Origin of the sequence: Pseudomonas sp. ADPe (assembly GCF_014843515.1) — a bacterium.
GTDB classification, from domain to species: Bacteria; Pseudomonadota; Gammaproteobacteria; order Pseudomonadales; family Pseudomonadaceae; genus Pseudomonas; species Pseudomonas citronellolis.
This window is the reverse complement of the sequence record NZ_CP062122.1, coordinates 6,161,391-6,178,714: the sequence shown is the minus strand read 5'-3', so window position 1 is coordinate 6,178,714 and position 17,324 is coordinate 6,161,391. Positions and strand designations below refer to the sequence as shown.

15 protein-coding genes are annotated in these 17,324 nt (G+C 69.4%); 7 read left to right on the top strand and 8 right to left on the bottom strand.

The features are described 5' to 3' along the window. Positions 1-114: 114 nt before the first annotated feature. Positions 115-303, top strand: a complete 189-nt coding sequence (locus IG194_RS28015) for a hypothetical protein (RefSeq protein WP_009620021.1) — start codon at positions 115-117, stop codon at positions 301-303. A gap of 10 nt (positions 304-313) precedes the next feature. Here the strand turns inward: IG194_RS28015 and IG194_RS28010 are convergent, their stop codons facing one another. From IG194_RS28010 to IG194_RS27990, 5 genes are all read right to left on the bottom strand, one after another. After that, on the bottom strand, positions 314-553 hold the full coding sequence (locus tag IG194_RS28010) for a hypothetical protein (RefSeq protein ID WP_058489425.1): 240 nt from the start codon (positions 551-553) through the stop codon (positions 314-316). An 11-nt stretch (positions 554-564) separates the two neighbouring features. Further along, positions 565-1,461 (bottom strand): universal stress protein, encoded by an 897-nt coding sequence (locus IG194_RS28005; RefSeq protein WP_058489424.1) that lies wholly within the window; start codon positions 1,459-1,461, stop codon positions 565-567. Positions 1,462-1,576: 115 nt separating this feature from the next. After that, complete coding sequence (locus IG194_RS28000; RefSeq protein WP_058489423.1) at positions 1,577-2,188, bottom strand: DUF4157 domain-containing protein; 612 nt, start codon at positions 2,186-2,188, stop codon at positions 1,577-1,579. A 436-nt stretch (positions 2,189-2,624) separates the two neighbouring features. Next, on the bottom strand, positions 2,625-3,272 hold the full coding sequence (locus tag IG194_RS27995; protein ID WP_058489422.1) for a response regulator transcription factor: 648 nt from the start codon (positions 3,270-3,272) through the stop codon (positions 2,625-2,627). 23 nt (positions 3,273-3,295) lie between these two features. Then, positions 3,296-5,548, bottom strand: a complete 2,253-nt coding sequence (locus IG194_RS27990; protein WP_058489421.1) for a PAS domain-containing sensor histidine kinase — start codon at positions 5,546-5,548, stop codon at positions 3,296-3,298. 166 nt (positions 5,549-5,714) lie between these two features. Between IG194_RS27990 and IG194_RS27985 the strand changes: the two genes are divergently transcribed. The 3 genes from IG194_RS27985 to IG194_RS27975 all read left to right on the top strand — a co-directional run bounded on the left by IG194_RS27985 (position 5,715) and on the right by IG194_RS27975 (position 10,175). Then, positions 5,715-7,337, top strand: coding sequence for an acyl-CoA synthetase (locus IG194_RS27985; protein ID WP_009620014.1), 1,623 nt, complete (start codon positions 5,715-5,717; stop codon positions 7,335-7,337). 57 nt (positions 7,338-7,394) lie between these two features. Then, the gene (locus tag IG194_RS27980) at positions 7,395-9,161 is read left to right on the top strand and encodes an acyl-CoA dehydrogenase C-terminal domain-containing protein (RefSeq protein WP_058489420.1); all 1,767 of its coding nucleotides are present in this window, start codon (positions 7,395-7,397) and stop codon (positions 9,159-9,161) included. 384 nt (positions 9,162-9,545) lie between these two features. Beyond that, positions 9,546-10,175 carry a class I SAM-dependent methyltransferase gene (locus tag IG194_RS27975; RefSeq protein WP_058489419.1) on the top strand — a complete coding sequence of 210 codons (630 nt, stop codon included), beginning with the start codon at positions 9,546-9,548 and terminating at the stop codon, positions 10,173-10,175. Here the strand turns inward: IG194_RS27975 and IG194_RS27970 are convergent. Then, positions 10,172-11,203: an ABC transporter substrate-binding protein gene (locus IG194_RS27970; RefSeq protein WP_058489418.1), complete on the bottom strand. Its 1,032-nt coding sequence runs from the start codon at positions 11,201-11,203 to the stop codon at positions 10,172-10,174. The two genes, IG194_RS27975 and IG194_RS27970, sit on opposite strands and share 4 nt — an antisense overlap. 82 nt (positions 11,204-11,285) lie before the next feature. Further along, positions 11,286-12,059 (bottom strand): class II aldolase/adducin family protein, encoded by a 774-nt coding sequence (locus IG194_RS27965; RefSeq protein WP_058489417.1) that lies wholly within the window; start codon positions 12,057-12,059, stop codon positions 11,286-11,288. 166 nt (positions 12,060-12,225) lie between these two features. On the opposite strand from IG194_RS27965, the gene IG194_RS27960 reads away from it, so the two are divergent. Both IG194_RS27960 and IG194_RS27955 read left to right on the top strand, forming a co-directional pair. Beyond that, positions 12,226-13,623, top strand: a complete 1,398-nt coding sequence (locus tag IG194_RS27960; RefSeq protein WP_058489416.1) for a PLP-dependent aminotransferase family protein — start codon at positions 12,226-12,228, stop codon at positions 13,621-13,623. Positions 13,624-13,756: 133 nt separating this feature from the next. Next, on the top strand, positions 13,757-14,458 hold the full coding sequence (locus IG194_RS27955; protein WP_058489415.1) for a YebC/PmpR family DNA-binding transcriptional regulator: 702 nt from the start codon (positions 13,757-13,759) through the stop codon (positions 14,456-14,458). A 235-nt stretch (positions 14,459-14,693) separates the two neighbouring features. Here IG194_RS27955 and IG194_RS27950 read toward each other — a convergent pair whose 3' ends face one another. Continuing rightward, a complete protein-coding gene (locus tag IG194_RS27950; protein WP_058489414.1) occupies positions 14,694-15,590 on the bottom strand; it encodes a LysR family transcriptional regulator in 897 nt (298 codons plus the stop codon). Positions 15,591-15,737: 147 nt separating this feature from the next. Between IG194_RS27950 and IG194_RS27945 the strand changes: the two genes are divergently transcribed. After that, positions 15,738-17,252, top strand: coding sequence for a CoA-acylating methylmalonate-semialdehyde dehydrogenase (locus IG194_RS27945; RefSeq protein ID WP_058489413.1), 1,515 nt, complete (start codon positions 15,738-15,740; stop codon positions 17,250-17,252). Positions 17,253-17,324: the final 72 nt, after the last annotated feature.

The following is a 17,324-nucleotide window of genomic DNA, read 5'->3' as shown; positions in this document are numbered from 1 at the left end:
GCTGTGGCCGGCAGCGCCCGCTGCGCGGGGTTGATGCGGATCAAGCCGTCGCCCCCTGCGCGGCGTACAAGTGGTTGCAGTCCACTTCCCCGCCGGCTCCGCCAGGAGGCTTTCATGCGCACGCAACTACTGCACACCCGCGATGGCCACTGCTACGTCCAGCTCGACCAGTTCCGGGTGCCCTTCCACGACGAAACCCAGGCCCGCGACTACCTGGAGCGCCTGCAGCAACGCCTGGCCGCGCCCCACGCGCTGGCCGAGGCCCGCCGCCGCGACGCCGAGCAACGGCGCCACGGCAGCTGAGCGCCCACCGTCAGGGACGACGCGCCGTGGGCCCGTCGTCCTTCTGCTGCTCCACCCAGAGCGAGCGCGGGTCGCAGATGATCCGCGACGGGTTGCCGATGGACACCAGGCACACGCGGTTCTCCCAGCGGTCCCAGAGGAACACGTACTGGGCGTCGCCGCCGGCGGGGGTGTAGCGCAGCATCATCCAGGCCACCACGGCGATGACCCAGAGCGACAGCAGCAGGGCGAGGAACGCGACCATCTTCATGGCCGCGCGCCTCAGGGCCGGACCGCGAGAATGCCCGAATGCACCCGGTACAGCGCCTGTTCAGTGGTGCTGCCGATGATCTTCGCCAGGCCCGGGCGGTAGAGGGTGCCCATGACCACCACGTCGAAGCTTTTCTCGTTGGCGAATTCGCTGATGACCTGGGTGGCCGCGCCCTTGACCAGGTGCTGGTAGGGCCGGCCGACGCCGAAGCGCTCGCCGATGCGGTCCATGCGCTGGCGCGAGCGGCCGCTCATCTGCTCGGCGACTTCCGGCGACCAGGCCACGGGCCCGGCGGCATAGGCCAGGTAGCCGCTGGCCAGGTCATAGGCCTGCAGCAGGTGCAGCTCGGCGCCGCACTGCCGGGCCAGGGCCTGCGCCGACTCGACGATATGGTCGTTCAACTGGTCGACGAGCACGTCGTCCTGGGACAGGTCCAGCGTGGCCAGCACCCGCTGCGGGCGCGGGTTGTCGGCGGTGCTGACCAGGTGCAGCGGCACCGGGCAACGGCGCAGCAGCTGCCAGTCCAGCGGCGTCATGATCGCCCGGCTCAGCGCCGGCTCGTACTGGCTGTCCTTCACCACCAGGTCGATGCCGTGCTGCTCCACCAGGCGCAGCGCCTCCTCCAGCGGGTTCTCGGTCCAGATCGCCTCGACGCCGACCTCGATGCCCTGGGCGCGCAGTTCCCCGGCGCGCTCCTCCAGCCAGCGCTCCTGGCGCAAGCGGGTTTCTTCGCGGGCGCGGGTCTGCAGCACGCTGTCGAGCACGCCCAGGCCCACCGGCAGGGCATCCAGGGTGACCATGTGCAACTGGCCGCCACCGGCCAGCGCCAGGGCCTTGGCCCGCGCCATCGCGGCGGAGTCACGGAGCAGGGGATCGCAGATCAGCAGCAGGCGCGTGTAGGCGTTCATGGGGGACCTCCGGAGGGGGACAGGGGTTGTGCCCTAAGCCTGCGCCTTCGTCGTTATCGGCCCCTTGATGTGCATCAAACGCGCCGCAGCGCCTGCCAACCGGCGGCGAACCCGGCTAGTCGCCGGCCGGCGCCCGGGCGCTGCGCACTTCCCGGGAGACCTGGTTCTGGATGGCGTAGGCCGGGTCTTCCAGGGCGCTGAAGTTGCGCACGTACTGGCGGGCGAAGCCGTCCACGCCCAGCTCGCGGTACTGCTGCACGTGTTTGAGCTCGTGGGCCCAGAGGGCCAGGTTGTGCAGCGCGTCGTCCTCGTTGCGGAACACCACCACGTCGATCAGCGTCACGGCGACCACGTCCTGGTTCTGCAGCATGGCGCTGGCGGCGTCGACGTCCTGGCCCTGGCCGACGCGGTAGCGCACCGCCTGCAGCAGGTCGTCCGGGTACCAGGCCTGCAGTTGCACGCGCAGGTCCAGCGGCAGCGGCTGCACGCCGGCGGCCACCATGCGCTCGCGAGACTGGCTGAGCCACTGCGCCAGGGCGGGTGCGGCGACGTTGCGCGCGTCTTCCTGGAGCACGCCGAACACCCCATCGGGGTCGGCCACGCAGATGCAGCCGCCCAGGCAGACCTCCGACTGCCCGGCCGGGCAGGCATACAGCGCCGCGCTGGCGCTGAGGCCGGCGGCAAGGACCAGTGAAAGCAGCGGGCGCGACGGACGGGACTTCGACAAGCGGGGCTCCTGGGTTCGGGCAGGCGGGCGAGTATACCCGTGTTGTTTCAGACAACGGCGGTGGGGGGTTAGCTCCCCGGGGATGCCCCGGTGGTCAGCGGCGTTTCACGTAGGGCGCATAACGCCTATGGCGTTATCCGCCGTTTGGCCTTGGCTTCCGGCGGCGCCAGGGTTGACCTTGGCGTTGGCTATGGCCCCGGTGTATCGGCGGATAACCGCGAACGGTTATTCGCCCTACGGCTCTCGTAGGGCCTTATCCGCGATAACCGGAGCCTCCGGCGCGGATCGCGGATAAGATCCGCTCCTACGCAACCCCACCCACGCCATTCCAATGTAGGAGCGCGCCCTGCGCGCGAATCGCGGGCAGGGCCCGCTCCTACAGGTTGACGCCGAACGGCCCCCTCTCCCTCTGGGAGAGGGCTGGGGTGAGGGTGCTTTAGGCCTCCTCCGGCCGCAACCGCAGCGGATCCACCAACCCCGCCGCAATAGCCATCCCCACCAGGTCGGCCAGGGTCTGCGCCTGCATCCGCTTCATCACCCGCGCCCGGTACAGGTCCACGGTCTTCACGCTGATATCCAGCTGCTCCGCCACCTCGCGGTTGGTGTAGCCGCGCACCAGCGGCAGCAGCACGTCGCGCTCGCGCGGGGTGAGCGCGGCGAGGCGTTCGTCCACCTCGCCCAGGCCGGCTTGCGAGGCGTGCTGGCGGGCGCGGGATTGCAGGGCCTGCTGCACGCTGTCGAGCAGCAGCTGCTCGTTGTAGGGCTTCTCGATGAAGTCCAGCGCGCCGGCCTTGAAGGCACGGATGACGATGGGCACGTCGGCGTGGCCGCTGACGAAGATCACCGGCAGCTCCAGGCCGCGCCGGCGCATTTCCTCCTGCACGCTCAGGCCGCCCAGGCCGGGCATGCGCACGTCCAACAGCACGCAGCCGTGGGCGTCGGCCGGGCAGGCTTCGAGGAAGTCGCGGCCGCTGGTGAAGGGCAGCGCCTTCAGGCCCACCGACTCGAACAGCCAGACGGTGGACTCGAGCATGCCCGGGTCGTCGTCCACCACGTACACCACCGCTTCTTGCGGTACTTCCATGCCCTGCTCCCGTGCTTTTTCCATCATGCCTTGCCCCCTTCGCCGGCCGCCGGCAGCCGGCACTCCAGGCGCAGGCCGTCGGCCGCCGGGCGCGCGTCCAGGGTGCCGCCGAAGCCTTCGACCATGCCGCGGCTCATCGACAGCCCCAGGCCCAGGCCGTCCGGCTTGCTGCTGTAGAAGGGCGTGAACATGCGCCCCAGCGTCTCTTCATCGGCCCCCGGGCCGTTGTCTTCCACCCACACGCAGAGCCGGCCGTCCGCCTCCAATGCCGAACCGATGGCGATAGCCGAAGGCGCGCCGGCGTGGCGTTCGCGGTTGGCCTCGATGGCGTTGCGCAGCAGGTTCAGCAGCACCTGCTGCAGCAGCACCCGGTCGGCGTAGACCGGCGGCAGATTCTCCGCCAGCGCCTGGCCGATGGCTACCCCGCCCTGCCCCGCCTCCCAGGCGCACAGGCCGAGGGACTCGCGCACCAGCTCGTTGACGTCCAGCGCCTGCAGGCGGCGCTGGCCCTTGCGCAGGAAGGCGCGCAGGCGGCGGATGACTTCCGAGGCGTGGTTGGCGTGCTCGGTGATGCGCGCCAGGCCCTGGGCCACGCGCTGCGCCGCCTCCGGGTTGCTGCCCAGGGCCGTCAGGTAGCGCTGGCTGGCGCCGGCGTAGTTGACCACCGCGGCCAGCGGCTGGTTGATCTCGTGGGCGATGCCCGAGGCCAGTTCGCCGAGGGTGACCAGGCGCGCGCTGTGGGCCAGTTCGTCCTGGTGGCGGCGCTGCTGGTGTTCGCGCAGTTCGCGCTCGGTCATGTCGCGGGCCACCAGCGAGTAGTAGCGCTCGCCGCCGGCCGCGCGGTGGCCCAGCAGCACCAGCGACACCGGCACCGGCGCGCCATCGCCCAGCGGCCGCAGCTGGCCCTCGGCGCGCCACACGCCCTGGCTGTCGGCCGCCTTCCAGCCCTCCTCCGCCAGGCGTTGCAACAGGGCTTCGTCGAACAGCCCGGCAAGGCTTTCCGGCAGGCTATCCTCGCCCAGGTTCAGCGCCTTGCGCGCCGCCGGGTTGGCGTAGTTGGGGCGGGCGCCGGCATCAACGAACAGCACCAGGTCGGCGTTGGCCTCCACCACCTCGGCCAGGCGCCGGCGGTTCTCCTCGACGCGCACCCGCGCGGTGATGTCGCGGGACACGCTGACCACCTCCACCACCGCCCCGGTGTAGGTCTCGCGGATGGCGCGGCTGGCGGTCTCGAACCACAGGTAGTGGCCGTCGCGGTGGCGCAGGCGGTAGGTCAGGGTCGCGTAGCCGTCCTGCTCCAGGGCGTCGCGGGTGTGGCGGGCCACGCGCTTGCGGTCGTCCGGGTGCAGCAGCGGCAGCACCGACTGGCCGCGCATCTCCTCCGGCCAGTAGCCCAGCAGCGGCCAGGACGAGGGCGAGGCGTCGAGGATGACGCCGTCGAGGGTGCGCCGCGAAATCAGGTCGCTGGTGTTCTCGATGATCTGCCGGTACAGCCGCCGCGCCCGGGCCGCCTCGCGCTCGCCCTGGATCTGCGCGCTGGCCTCGCGGCCGCGCACCAGCACCTCGGCCTGGCCGGCGTCGGGGATGAAGCTCCAGAGGAAGTGCCGGCCGCCCTGCTCGCTGGGCGCGTCCTGCACCGCGCGGGCCTGGGCCAGGCAACTGCGCAGCAGCTCGCGGTGGTTGCTCGGCAGCAGCTCGCGCACGTCGTCCAGGCCCAGTTCGGCGGCCAAGCCATGCAGCGCCGGGTTGCCGTCGAGCAACTGCCCGTCGCCGTCCAACAGCAACGCCGGCAACGGCTCGGCGGCCAGCAGCGGCGCGGTGCGGCGGGCGCCGCCGGCCAGCGCCATTACTTCACCCAGCAGCTCGCCGACCCAACCCAGCCAGGGCGTGGCGGCGGCATCCCGCGCGGCCAGCAGCAACAACCCGGGTTCGCCGCCCAGCGCCAGGTTCAAGGCCAGGCCATGGCTCCAGCCGGCGCGGCGCAGGCGCCCGCCCAGCCAGCCGGGCAGCGCCAGCAGTTCGTCCAGGGGCATGTCGCGGCGGCCGGCGAAGGCCGCATGCAGGGCCTCGTCGTTGGCCTGCAGCGGGTCGCCGGCGCCCGGCGGCAGGCGTTCGTCGCCAAGCGCCTCGTAGCTGCGCGAACGCGGCCGCCAGGCCAGGTAGAGCGCGCGCTCCAGGGGCGCGCGGGCGCGGCACAGGGCGAGCAGCGCGTCGGCCTGGGCGGCCGCTGGCGCGGGCTCGCGGAGCAGGCGCACCAGAGTATTGAGTTCAGGCATGGAGGCAGTTCCGGGGGCTTTTATTGGAATATAGTATTTATACCATAAGCATATGGTTGTACTTCCATAACTATCTCGGCATTGCTATAAATCGCCCCATCAGCCGCCCGACCCGCCTGCGGGCAGCCAAGAACAATGAGCTAACAATCAGCCACAGGGTGTCCATATGTCGATCTTCGAACAGGGTCTCGCGCCTGCCTCGGTCAACCATACCGCGCTGACCCCGCTGAGCTTCATCGAACGCACCGCCAGCGTTTACCCCGACCGTACCGCCGTGATCCACGGCAGCCTGCGCCGCACCTGGCGCGAAACCTACCAGCGTTGCCGCCGCCTGGCCTCGGCCCTGGCCTGGCGCGGCATCGGCCGTGGCGACACCGTCGCGGTGATGCTGCCCAACACCCCGCAGATGCTCGAAGCGCACTTCGCCATCCCGATGATCGGCGCGGTGCTCAACACCCTCAACGTGCGCCTGGACGCCGAGGCCATCGCCTTCATGCTGCAGCACGGCGAGGCCAAGGTGCTGATCACCGACCGCGAGTTCCACGATGTGATCCGCGCCGCCCTGGGCATGCTCGACCACCCGCCGCTGGTGATCGACGTCGACGACCCGGAATACGGCGAGGGCGAGCCGGTCAGCAGCCTGGACTACGAGGCCCTGCTGGCCGAGGGCGACCCCGAGTACGCCTGGGCCTGGCCGCGCGACGAGTGGGACGCCATCTCGCTGAACTACACCTCCGGCACCACCGGCAACCCCAAGGGCGTGGTCTACCACCACCGCGGCGCCTACCTGAACTCGCTGGGCAACCAGATGACCTGGTCCATGGGCCAGCACCCGGTGTACCTGTGGACCCTGCCGATGTTCCACTGCAACGGCTGGTGCTACCCCTGGACGGTCACCGCGCTGGCCGGCACCCACGTATGCCTGCGCCGTGTCGACCCGCAGAAGATCCTCACCCTGATCCGCGAGCACCGTGTCAGCCACATGTGCGGCGCGCCCATCGTGCTCAACGCGCTGATCAACATGCCCGACTCGGCCAAGGCCGCCATCGACCACCCGGTGCACGCCATGGTCGCCGGCGCCGCACCGCCGGCCAAGGTCATTGGCGCGGTGGAGGAAATGGGCATCCGCGTCACCCACGTCTACGGCCTCACCGAGGTCTACGGCCCGGTCACCGTGTGCGCCTGGCACGAGGAGTGGGACGAGCTGCCGCTGGACGAGCGGGCCAGGATCAAGTCGCGCCAGGGCGTGCGCTACCCGACCCTGGAAGGCGTGATGGTCGCCGATCCGAAGACGCTGGAGCCGGTGCCGCGCGACGGCCAGAGCGTCGGCGAGATCTTCATGCGCGGCAACACCGTGATGAAGGGCTACCTGAAGAACCCCAGCGCCACCGAGGAAGCCTTCGCCGGCGGCTGGTTCCACACCGGCGACCTGGCCGTGTGGCACCCCGACGGCTACGTGGAGATCCGCGACCGGCTGAAGGACATCATCATCTCCGGCGGCGAGAACATCTCCACCATCGAGGTCGAGGGCGTGCTGTTCCGCCACCCGGCGGTGCTGGAAGCGGCCGTGGTGGCGCGCCCGGACGAGCGCTGGGGCGAAACCCCGTGCGCCTTCGTCACCCTCAAGGCCGGCCATGCCGACACCGAGGCGGCGCAGGTCATCGCCTTCTGTCGCGAGCACCTGGCCGGCTTCAAGGTGCCCAAGACCGTGGTCTTCACCGAGCTGCCGAAGACCTCCACCGGCAAGGTGCAGAAGTTCGTCCTGCGCGACTGGGCCCAGAAGCTCTGACCTCCCCTTCCCACTTGCGATAGCGCCCCGGCCAGGCCGGGGCGCCGAGGTACATTCATGCCCGACTACAAGGCTCCGCTGCGCGACATGCGCTTCCTGCTCACCGACGTGTTCGACGCCCCGGCCCTGTGGCGCCGCCTGCCGGCCCTGGCCGAACGGGTGGACGCCGACACCGCCGAGGCCATTCTCGAAGAAGCGGCGAAGATCACCGGCACCCTGCTCGCCCCGCTCAACCGCAGCGGCGACGAACAGGGCGCGCAATGGAAGGACGGCGCGGTCAGCACCCCGGCCGGCTTCCGCGAGGCCTACGCCACCTACGCCGAGGGCGGCTGGGTCGGCCTGGCCGGCAACCCGGACTTCGGCGGCCTGGGCATGCCGAAGATGCTCTCGGTGCAGTTCGAGGAGATGGTCTACGCGGCCAACGCCAGCTTCGCCCTCTACTCCACCCTCTCCGCCGGCGCCTGCCTGGCGCTGGATGCCCACGCCAGCGAGGCGTTGAAGCAGAAGTACCTGCCGGCCATGTACGAAGGCCGCTGGGCCGGCTCCATGTGCCTGACCGAACCCCACGCCGGCACCGACCTGGGGCTGATCCGCACCCGCGCCGAGCCCCAGGCCGACGGCAGCTACGCCATCACCGGCACCAAGATCTTCATCACCGGCGGCGAGCAGGACCTGACCGAAAACATCATCCACCTGGTGCTGGCCAAGCTGCCCGACGCGCCGGCCGGCTCGCGGGGCATCTCGCTGTTCCTCGTGCCGAAAGTGCTGGTCGGTGAAGACGGCTCACTCGGCGCGCGCAACCCGGTCAGCTGCGGCTCCATCGAGCACAAGATGGGCATCAAGGCCTCGGCCACCTGCGTGATGAACTTCGACGGCGCCACCGGCTGGCTGGTCGGCGCGCCGAACAAGGGCCTGGCGGCCATGTTCACCATGATGAACTACGAGCGCCTGTCCATCGGCATCCAGGGCATCGGCTGCGCCGAGATGTCCTACCAGGCCGCCGTGGACTATGCCCGCGAGCGCATCCAGAGCCGCGCCCCCACTGGCCCGGTGGCCAAGGACAAGGCCGCCGACCCGATCATCAATCATCCCGACGTGCGCCGCATGCTGCTGACCATGAAGGCCCTGACCGAGGGCGGCCGCGCCTTCGCCACCTACCTGGGGCAGCAGCTGGACATCGCCAAGTACGGCGACGACGCCGCAGAACGCGCCCGCGCCGAAGGTCTGGTGGCGCTGCTCACGCCGGTGGCCAAGGCCTTCTTCACCGATACCGGGCTGGAAAGCTGCGTGCACGGCCAGCAGGTATTCGGCGGCCACGGCTACATCCGCGAATGGGGCCAGGAACAGCTGGTGCGCGACGTGCGCATCGCGCAGATCTACGAAGGCACCAACGGCATCCAGGCCCTGGACCTGGTCGGACGCAAGGTGCTGGCCAACGGCGGCGAGCTGCTGGCGCTGTTCGCCGGGGAAATCCGCGCCTTCGCCGAAGCCGCGGCGGACGACGAGTTCAGCGCCCCGCTGCTGGAAGCCCTGGACCAGTTGGAAGCCCTCACCCGGCAACTCCAGGAGCGCGCCAAGGAAAACCCGCGCGAACCCGGCGCCGCGGCGGTGGACTACCTGCACCTGTTCGGCTACACCGCCTACGCCTACATGTGGGCGCGCATGGCCCGCGCCGCCAGCGGCCAGGCCGATGACTTCCACCAGGGCAAGCTGGCCACGGCGCGTTTCTATTTCGCCCGCCTGCTGCCGCGCACCCAGTCCCTGGCCAGCGCGGTGCGGGCTGGCAGTGAAAGCCTTTATGGGCTGGAGGCCGAGCAGTTCTGATTCCCAGTTGAGCGTGTTGCGCGGCCAGTCCTTCGGGGTGTGCCGCGCTTTTTTATTTTTGGCGAACGGTGCCAGCCGGTAGCAGTTGTGTTCGGGATGAACGCCGTCCCCTCACCCCAACCCTCTCCCAGAGGGAGAGGGGGCTAGTCCGTGCCGAGAGAAGGAATGGTTTCAGCCGGGGACCATCAGTGTTGCCGGCTAACTCCGAAATACCCGAGCACTCCGAACAGTCCCCTCTCCCTTCAGGGAGAGGGTTAGGGAGAGGGCGCTCTGCAGCACAGGCACCACCCACGACCGGCAGAACACCGTTCGCGAGCAAGCTCGCTCCTACCCCCCCAAACCCCGGCGTAGAATGACCTCCCCAGCGACCCACCGACGCCCGCCATGCCTCTAGACGACCAGACCCTCCGCGACATCTCCCGCCTCACCCTGCAGCACTACCAGGCCACCGCCGAGGCCTTCCGCGAAGGCACCCGCGACCACGACGTCAGCCAGAACATCGCCGCGCTGCTGCGGCACATCCACGGCGAGCCGCCCTTCGCCCTGCTGGATTTCGGTTGCGGCCCCGGCCGCGATCTGTGCACCTTCAAGGCCCTGGGCCATGCGCCGGTGGGCCTGGACGGCTGCCCGGACTTCGTGGAAATGGCCCGCCAGGCCAGCGCTTGCGAGGTGTGGCTGCAGGACTTCCTGGCGCTGGACCTGCCGGCGGCGCGCTTCGATGGCATCTATGCCAACGCCAGCCTGTTCCACGTGCCGCGCCAGGAACTGCCGCGGGTACTGGGCGAGCTGCGCGCGGCGCTCAAGCCCGGTGGCGTGCTGTTCGCCTCCAACCCGCGCGGGGACAATGCAGAGGGCTGGAACGGTCCGCGCTACGGCTCCTATCACGATTGGGAAAACTGGAAACAGCTGCTCGAAGCGGCGGGCTTCGAGCAGCTGGAACACTACTACCGGCCCGCCGGGCTGCCGCGCGAGCAGCAGCCCTGGCTGGCCAGCGTATGGCGGCGCGTCGGTTAGCTGCCCTTGGCGGCCCAGGCGTTGAAGCGCAGTTCCAGTTCCTCGCCGTGGTCCACCCAGAAGGCGAAGTCCACCGGCACCGCCTGCTCCAGGTTGGCCGGCGCGGTGTTCAGGCGCTCCACCAGGGCCGGGTCGACCAGCGCGTTGGTCTTGGTGTTGACCGAGCCATAGCCCAGCTTCACGGTGTGGATCTTCTGCTGCTCCGGGCGCAGCGAGAAGGCGATGAAGTCCTCCGCCTCCTGCTTGTTCGGGCTGCCCTTGGGGATGGCCCAGGAATCGATGGCGTAGAGGCTGTCGTTCCACACCACCTTCATCGGCGCGCCCTCTTCCTGGGCGGCGAACACCCGGCCGTTGTAGGCGGTGCTCATCACCACGTCGCCGCTGGCGAGGAACTGCATGGGCTGGGCGCCGGACTCCCACCACTGGATCGACGGCTTGATCTGGTCCAGCTTGCGGAAGGCGCGGTCGACGCCTTCGGGGGTGGCCAGCACCTTGTAGATGTCCTGCCGGGGTACGCCGTCGGCCAGCAGGGCGATCTCCAGGCTGTACTTGGCGCCCTTGCGCAGCGCGCGCTTGCCGGGGAATTTCTTGGTGTCCCAGAAGTCCGCCCAGCCCGTGGGCGCGGCAGAGAGGTGCTTGCTGTCGTAGGCCATGACCATCGACCACACCAGCAGACCGGCGCCGCAGTCGGAGAAGGTGCCCGGCACGAAGTCGGCGGCATTGCCCAGGCGCGCCGGGTCCAGCTGCTCGAACAGGCCTTCGTCGCAGCCGCGCAGCAGCTCCGGGCCCTCGATCTGGACCACGTCCCAGTTGACGCTGTGGGTGTCGACCATGGCCTTGATCTTGCCCATCTCGCCGTTGTACTCGCCGGCGATCACCTTGTTGCCGGTGGCCTTCGCGAAGGGTTTGTAGAAGGCTTCGGTCTGCACGTCCTTACTGGTGCCGCCGAAGGAGATCACACTCAGGTCGGCCGCCATGGCGCCGGACGCCAGGCCCATGAGCAGGGCCGCCGCTATCGGGTTCTTCATTTCCACCTCTTGGCTTTGTTGTTGGCAGATTGCAAGCACGCTAGGCGCCCGGCCTCTGCGGGCCGGGACGCAGGCGAAGGGGTCAGCTGCGGTAGTCGGCCGCGCGATCCTCGATCAGGCGCAGGGCCGATTCCCAGGCCAGCAGGTGCAGGCCGCCGGCCAGGGCTTCCTCCTCCTGCACGGCGACGCGTTCGCGTACCGCTTCGGGCGGGTAGCGCAGCTGGCGGCCGCCGGCCAGGGCCTGGACCTGGGCCTGGCAGGCGCGTTCGAGGAAGTAGATCTGGTTGAAGGCCTCGGCGATGCAGCGCCCGGTGGCCAGCAGGCCGTGGTTGCGCAGGATCATCGCCATGTGCCGGCCGAGATCGCGGACCAGGCGCGAGCGCTCGTCCGGGTCCAGGGCGATGCCCTCGTAGTCGTGGTAGCCCAGGCGGTTGTGGTACTTGAGCGCGTGCTGGCTGATCGGCAGCAGGCCCTCTTCCTGGGCCGACACGGCGATGCCGGCGGCGGTGTGGGTGTGGATCACGCAGGCCACGTCCGGGCGCGCGGCATGCACCGCCGAGTGGATGTTGAAGCCGGCGCGGTTGACGCTGCCCGGGCCGAAGCGCGGGTCGATGACGTCGCCGGCATGGTCGACCTTGACCAGGTCGGAAGCGCGCATCTCGTGGAACATCACGCCGTAGCGGTTGATCAGGTAGTGCCCCGGCTCGCCCGGCACACGGGCGGAGATGTGCGTGTCGATGTGGTCGGTCCAGCGGAAGTGCGCAACCAGCCGGTACAGCGCGGCGAGGTCGCAGCGCGCCTGCCACTCTTCGGCGGAAATACTCGCGGGGTCGATGTTGTAAGCTGTGTCGCGCATGGCAGTTCCTTGTCATCAGGCTTGCGCGGCTTGGCTGCCGCGTCGTGCCCCGCAGTGTGCTGGGCCGCCCGCCCGGCCGCCATGCACAGGGGCGCTGGAGTGCCTGCAGTGCTGTTATGGCCGCGCGGCCTGTACAGTTTCCGTTTCCCTTCCACCGGACGCTTCGATGCTGTTGCTCGACCCCACTTGCGAAACGCCTCTGGTCACCCAGATCGTCGACGGCATCGCCCAGGCCATCGACGAGCAGCGCCTGCGCCCTGGCGCCAAGCTGCCCTCCATCCGCAGATTCGCCCAGACCCACGGAGTGAGCCACTTCACCGTGGTCGAGGCCTACGACCGCCTGGTGGCGCGCGGCTGCCTGAACGCCGTGCCCAACGCCGGCTTCTACGTGCGCGGCCCGCTGCCCGGGGAGACGGCCGACGAACAGGCCGCGCCGGAATTCGACTTCGACGCCCACCTGCTGCTGCACAAGGTGTTCCAGCCTCTGGGCATGGAACTGCGCCCCGGCGTCGGCCTGCTGCCCGAGCACTGGCTGGATAGCGAAGGCCTGCTGCGCGGCCTGCGCACCCTGGCCCGGGAAGAACCGGCGCAGTTCGGCAACTACGGCCACAGCAAGGGCAACCCGCGCCTGCGCGGCAAGCTGGCCGACCGCCTGGCCGACGCCGGGGTGGCCGCCAGCCCCGAACAGATACTGCTGACCAGCGGCGCCAGCCAGGCGCTGGACCTGGCCGTGCGCTACCTGGTGCAGCGCGGCGACCCGGTGCTGGTGGACGAACCCGGCTACCACAACCTGTTCCTCAACCTGCGCCTGCAGGGCGCCAACCTGCTGGGCGTGCCGCGCAGCGCCGACGGCCTGGACCTGGAGCGCCTGGAGCAGCTGGTGCGCGAATACCGGCCCAAGGTCTACTTCACCCAGGCACGGCTGCAGAGCCCCACCGGCGCCAGCCTGTCCCTGGCCGCCAGCCACCGCCTGCTGCAGCTGGCGGAGAAGTACGACTTCCTGATCGTCGAGAACGACATCTACGCCGACCTCGACCCCGCCGGCCAACTGCTACTGGCCAACCTCGACCAGCTGGCGCGGGTGATCTACATCGGCAGCCTGTCCAAGGTCATCGCCCCGGCGCTGCGGGTGGGCTTCATCGCCGCCCACCCGGAGCTGATCGAGGAACTGCTGCCGCTGAAGATGGTGGCCGGGCTGACCAGCTCGGAACTGACCGAGACTCTCGCCCTGGACATCCTCCTCCAGGGCCGCCAGCGCAAGCACGTGCGCCAGCTCCGCGAGCAGCTCGGCGAGGCCCACGACAGCGTGGCCCGGCGCCTGGAGGCGGCGGGGCTGGAGCTGTTCCACGAGCCGCGCGCCGGGCTATTCCTCTGGGCCCGGCACCGCGCGGTGGCCGACGCCACGCTGCTGGCCGAGCGGGCCAAGGAGGCGAAGATCCTGCTGTTCCCCGGCCAGCTGTTCATGCCCGACGGCCGCCACGTGCCCTGGCTGCGTTTCAACGTCGCGCACTCCCAGGACGAACGGCTCTACGCCTTCCTCTCCCGCCAGGACGAGCTTTCGTAGGATGGGTTGAGCGGAGCGATACCCATCCTACGAAGAACGCCCCGGTCCAGCCGCCAAGACACCGGCGGATATCGCCAGGCGCCGCGCCAGCGCTTAGACTTGCCGCCCATCATGAACCAGCCAAGAGAACAGCATGGGCGCCCAGTGGAAAGCCAAACATAAGGAAGCCGCCGCCAACGCCAAGGGCCGCGTCTTCGGCAAACTCGCCAAGGAAATCATGATCGCCGCGCGCAACGGCGCCGATCCGGACATGAACCCGAAACTGCGCCTGGTAGTCGAGCAGGCCAAGAAGGCCTCGATGCCGCGCGACACCCTGGAGCGCGCCATCAAGAAAGGCGCCGGCCTGCTCGACGGCGGCGCCAGCTTCGAGCGCGTGGTCTATGAAGGCTTCGCCCCGCACCGCGTGCCGGTGATCGTCGAGTGCCTGACCGATAACGTGAACCGCACCGTGGCGGAAATCCGCGTGCTGTTCCGCAAGGGCCAGCTGGGCGCCTCCGGTTCGGTGGCCTGGGACTTCGACTACCTGGGCCTGATCGAGGCCACCCCGGCCAGCAGCGACGCCGACGCGGAACTGGCCGCCATCGAGGCCGGCGCCCAGGACTTCGAGGCGGGCGAGGAAGACGGCGACACCCTGTTCCTCACCGACGCCACCGACCTGGACGCCGTCTGCCGCGCCCTGCCCGAGCACGGTTTCAGCGTCGCCTCGGCCAAGCTCGGCTACAAGGCGAAGAACCCGGTGAGCCTGTCCGGCGCGGAGCTGGAGGAAGTCGAAGCCTTCCTCGACGCCCTGGACGGCAACGACGACGTGCAGAACCTCTACGTCGGTCTGGCCTGACGCCACACGCCGGGTTCCCGGGAGCGTAGGGCGTATAACCGTTCGCGGTTATACGCCGTTTCACCCTTTTCATCGCCAACGCCATGGCTGAGCCATGGTGATGGGTATCGCTTCGCTCAACCCATCCTACGGGACTGTAGGATCTCATCCGCGAAACACAGCGCAATGCCCAGGCTCGCCCCCAGGCGGGGTTCGACCAAGGCCAAACGGCGGATAACGCGGAGCGTTATGCGCCCTACGCGCCCCGCCCCATCAGAACCGCCTGGCTCGCCTCGGCCTTCTCGCGGAGGAAGTCCCAGGTGGTGCGCATCCGCGCGATGTCCTTGAGTTCCGTGGGCATGAGCATCCAGAAGGTCCGCACGAACTCGATCTCGCCCGCCAGCACCGGCTGCAGCGTCGGGTCCTCCGCCGCAGCGAAGGCCGGCAGGATGGCCAGCCCCGCCCCCTCGGCCACCGCGCGCTGCTGGGCCAGGATGCTGGTGCAGCGCAGGGCCATGTGCAGCGGCCGGCCGATCTCGTCCAGGTACTGCAGCTCCTTGCTGTACAGCAGGTCGTCGACGTAGCCCACCAGCGCGTGCTTGCGCAGGTCGTCGCGGTTGCGGATCGGCCCGCGCTCGGCCAGGTAGTCCCCGGCCGCGTACAGGCGCAGCACGTAGTCGGTCAGCCGGGTGATCAGGTAGGGCCCGCGGCCGGGGCGTTCCAGGGTGATGACGATGTCCGCCTCGTGGCGCGACAGCTGCAGCGCCCGCGGCACCGCCAGCAGGTCCACGCCCAGGTGCGGGTGGCGGCGGTTCAGCTCCACCAGCTGCGAGGTCAGCAGTGTCGAGCCGTAGCCCTCGGTAGCGCCGATGCGCACCTTGCCCGAGAGGTTGCCCTCGGCCCCGGCCAGGCGCTTCTCGATCACCTTGCAGGCGCTTTCCATGGCCTCGGCCTGGGGCAGCAGGCCGTGCCCGGCCTCGGTCAGCCGATAGCCGGAGGGCTCGCGCACCAGCAGCTGCGCGCCGATGCTCTTTTCCAGCGCCTGCAGGCGCCGCGCCACCGTGGTGTGGTCCACGCCCAGGCGCCGCGCGGCCACGGTGAGCTTGCCGGCGCGGGAGAGTTCGAGGAAGAAACGCAGGTTGTCCCAGTCCATCGCCGGCTCCAGGTGTGCAAAAACGCAGAGCATGCTTGCACATCACCGCATTGAATTCATCAAAAATGCACTGCTAGGATCAATCCAATCTCCTTGAGGTACGCCCCAAGGCCCATAACAACAAACCGCCGCAGGCTGGGAGTTCCGATGAGTACCACCACTACTGCCGTTCCCACGGTCAAACTCTTCATCGACGGCAAGCCCGTCGAGTCCACCAGCAGCGAATGGCGCGAGGTGATCAACCCCGCCACCCAGGAAGTCCTCGCCCGCGTGCCCTTCGCCACCACCGAGGAAGTCGAGCGCGCCGTGGCCAGCGCCAAGGCCGCGTTCAAGACCTGGAAGAAAACCCCGATCGGCGCCCGCGCGCGCATCTTCCTCAAGTACCAGCAACTGATCCGCGAGAACATGAAGGAACTGGCGGCCATCCTCACCGCCGAACAGGGCAAGACCCTGCCCGACGCCGAAGGCGACGTGTTCCGCGGCCTGGAGGTGGTCGAGCACGCCGCGGCCATCGGCAACCTGCAGCTGGGCGAGCTGGCCAACAACGTGGCCGGCGGCGTCGACACCTTCACCCTGCTTCAGCCGCTGGGCGTATGCGCCGGCATCACCCCGTTCAACTTCCCGGCGATGATCCCGCTGTGGATGTTCCCCATGGCCATCGCCACCGGCAATACCTTCGTCCTCAAGCCCTCCGAGCAGGACCCGATGGTGACCATGCGCCTGGTCGAGCTGGCCCATGAGGCCGGCATCCCGCCGGGCGTGCTCAACGTCATCCACGGCGGCCCGGACGTGGTCAACGCCATCTGCGACCACCCGGACATCAAGGCCGTGTCCTTCGTCGGCTCCACCCGCGTCGGCACCCACGTCTACAACCGCGCCTCGCTGGCCGGCAAGCGCGTGCAGTGCATGATGGGCGCCAAGAACCACGCCGTGATCCTGCCCGACGCCAACAAGGAGCAGACCCTCAACGCCATCGCCGGCGCGGCCTTCGGCGCCGCCGGGCAGCGCTGCATGGCGGTTTCCGTGGCCATCCTGGTGGGCGAGGCCAACGAGTGGATCCCGGACCTCGTGGCCAAGGCCAGGACGCTCAAGGTCAGCGGCGGCACCGAGGCCGGCACCGATGTCGGCCCGCTGGTCTCCTGCGCCGCCCTGGACCGCGTCAGCGGCCTGATCGAGCGCGGCATCCAGGAAGGCGCCAGGCTGGAGCTGGACGGCCGCAACCCGCAGGTGGCCGGCTATCAGAAAGGCAACTTCGTCGCCCCGACCATCTTCTCCGGCGTCAGCGCGCAGATGAGCATCTACCGCGAGGAAATCTTCGGCCCGGTGCTCTGCGTGGTCTCGGTGAAGACACTGGACGAGGCCATCGAGCTGATCAACGCCAACCCCAACGGCAACGGCACCGCCATCTTCACCCGCTCCGGCGCCGCCGCGCGGCACTTCAAGGAAGAGATCGACGTCGGCCAGGTGGGCGTCAACGTGCCCATCCCGGTGCCGGTGCCGCTGTTCTCCTTCACCGGCTCGCGCGGCTCCAAGCTGGGCGACCTGGGCCCCTACGGCAAGCAGGTGGTGCAGTTCTACACCCAGACCAAGACGGTCACCGAACGCTGGTTCGACGAGAACGAAGTGGGCGGCGCGGTGAACACCACCATCCACCTCAAGTAAGCCGCCAGAACCCGCCCGCGCGCCCCGCCGGCCAGGCCCTGCAGCAGGAAGCTGCGGGGCCACAGGCCACGC

Excerpts from the sequence above, each read along its gene's own strand:
- IG194_RS27945 (WP_058489413.1), top strand. The coding sequence starts at position 15,738 with ATGAGTACCACCACTACTGCCGTTCCCACGGTCAAACTCTTCATCGAC.
- IG194_RS27970 (WP_058489418.1), bottom strand. The coding sequence starts at position 11,203 with ATGAAGAACCCGATAGCGGCGGCCCTGCTCATGGGCCTGGCGTCCGGC.
- IG194_RS27980 (WP_058489420.1), top strand. The coding sequence starts at position 7,395 with ATGCCCGACTACAAGGCTCCGCTGCGCGACATGCGCTTCCTGCTCACC.
- IG194_RS27955 (WP_058489415.1), top strand. The coding sequence starts at position 13,757 with ATGGGCGCCCAGTGGAAAGCCAAACATAAGGAAGCCGCCGCCAACGCC.
- IG194_RS28010 (WP_058489425.1), bottom strand. The coding sequence starts at position 553 with ATGAAGATGGTCGCGTTCCTCGCCCTGCTGCTGTCGCTCTGGGTCATC.
- IG194_RS28005 (WP_058489424.1), bottom strand. The coding sequence starts at position 1,461 with ATGAACGCCTACACGCGCCTGCTGCTGATCTGCGATCCCCTGCTCCGT.
- IG194_RS27965 (WP_058489417.1), bottom strand. The coding sequence starts at position 12,059 with ATGCGCGACACAGCTTACAACATCGACCCCGCGAGTATTTCCGCCGAA.
- IG194_RS27950 (WP_058489414.1), bottom strand. The coding sequence starts at position 15,590 with ATGGACTGGGACAACCTGCGTTTCTTCCTCGAACTCTCCCGCGCCGGC.
- IG194_RS27995 (WP_058489422.1), bottom strand. The coding sequence starts at position 3,272 with ATGGAAGTACCGCAAGAAGCGGTGGTGTACGTGGTGGACGACGACCCG.
- IG194_RS27975 (WP_058489419.1), top strand. The coding sequence starts at position 9,546 with ATGCCTCTAGACGACCAGACCCTCCGCGACATCTCCCGCCTCACCCTG.
- IG194_RS27960 (WP_058489416.1), top strand. The coding sequence starts at position 12,226 with ATGCTGTTGCTCGACCCCACTTGCGAAACGCCTCTGGTCACCCAGATC.
- IG194_RS28015 (WP_009620021.1), top strand. The coding sequence starts at position 115 with ATGCGCACGCAACTACTGCACACCCGCGATGGCCACTGCTACGTCCAG.
- IG194_RS27985 (WP_009620014.1), top strand. The coding sequence starts at position 5,715 with ATGTCGATCTTCGAACAGGGTCTCGCGCCTGCCTCGGTCAACCATACC.
- IG194_RS27990 (WP_058489421.1), bottom strand. The coding sequence starts at position 5,548 with ATGCCTGAACTCAATACTCTGGTGCGCCTGCTCCGCGAGCCCGCGCCA.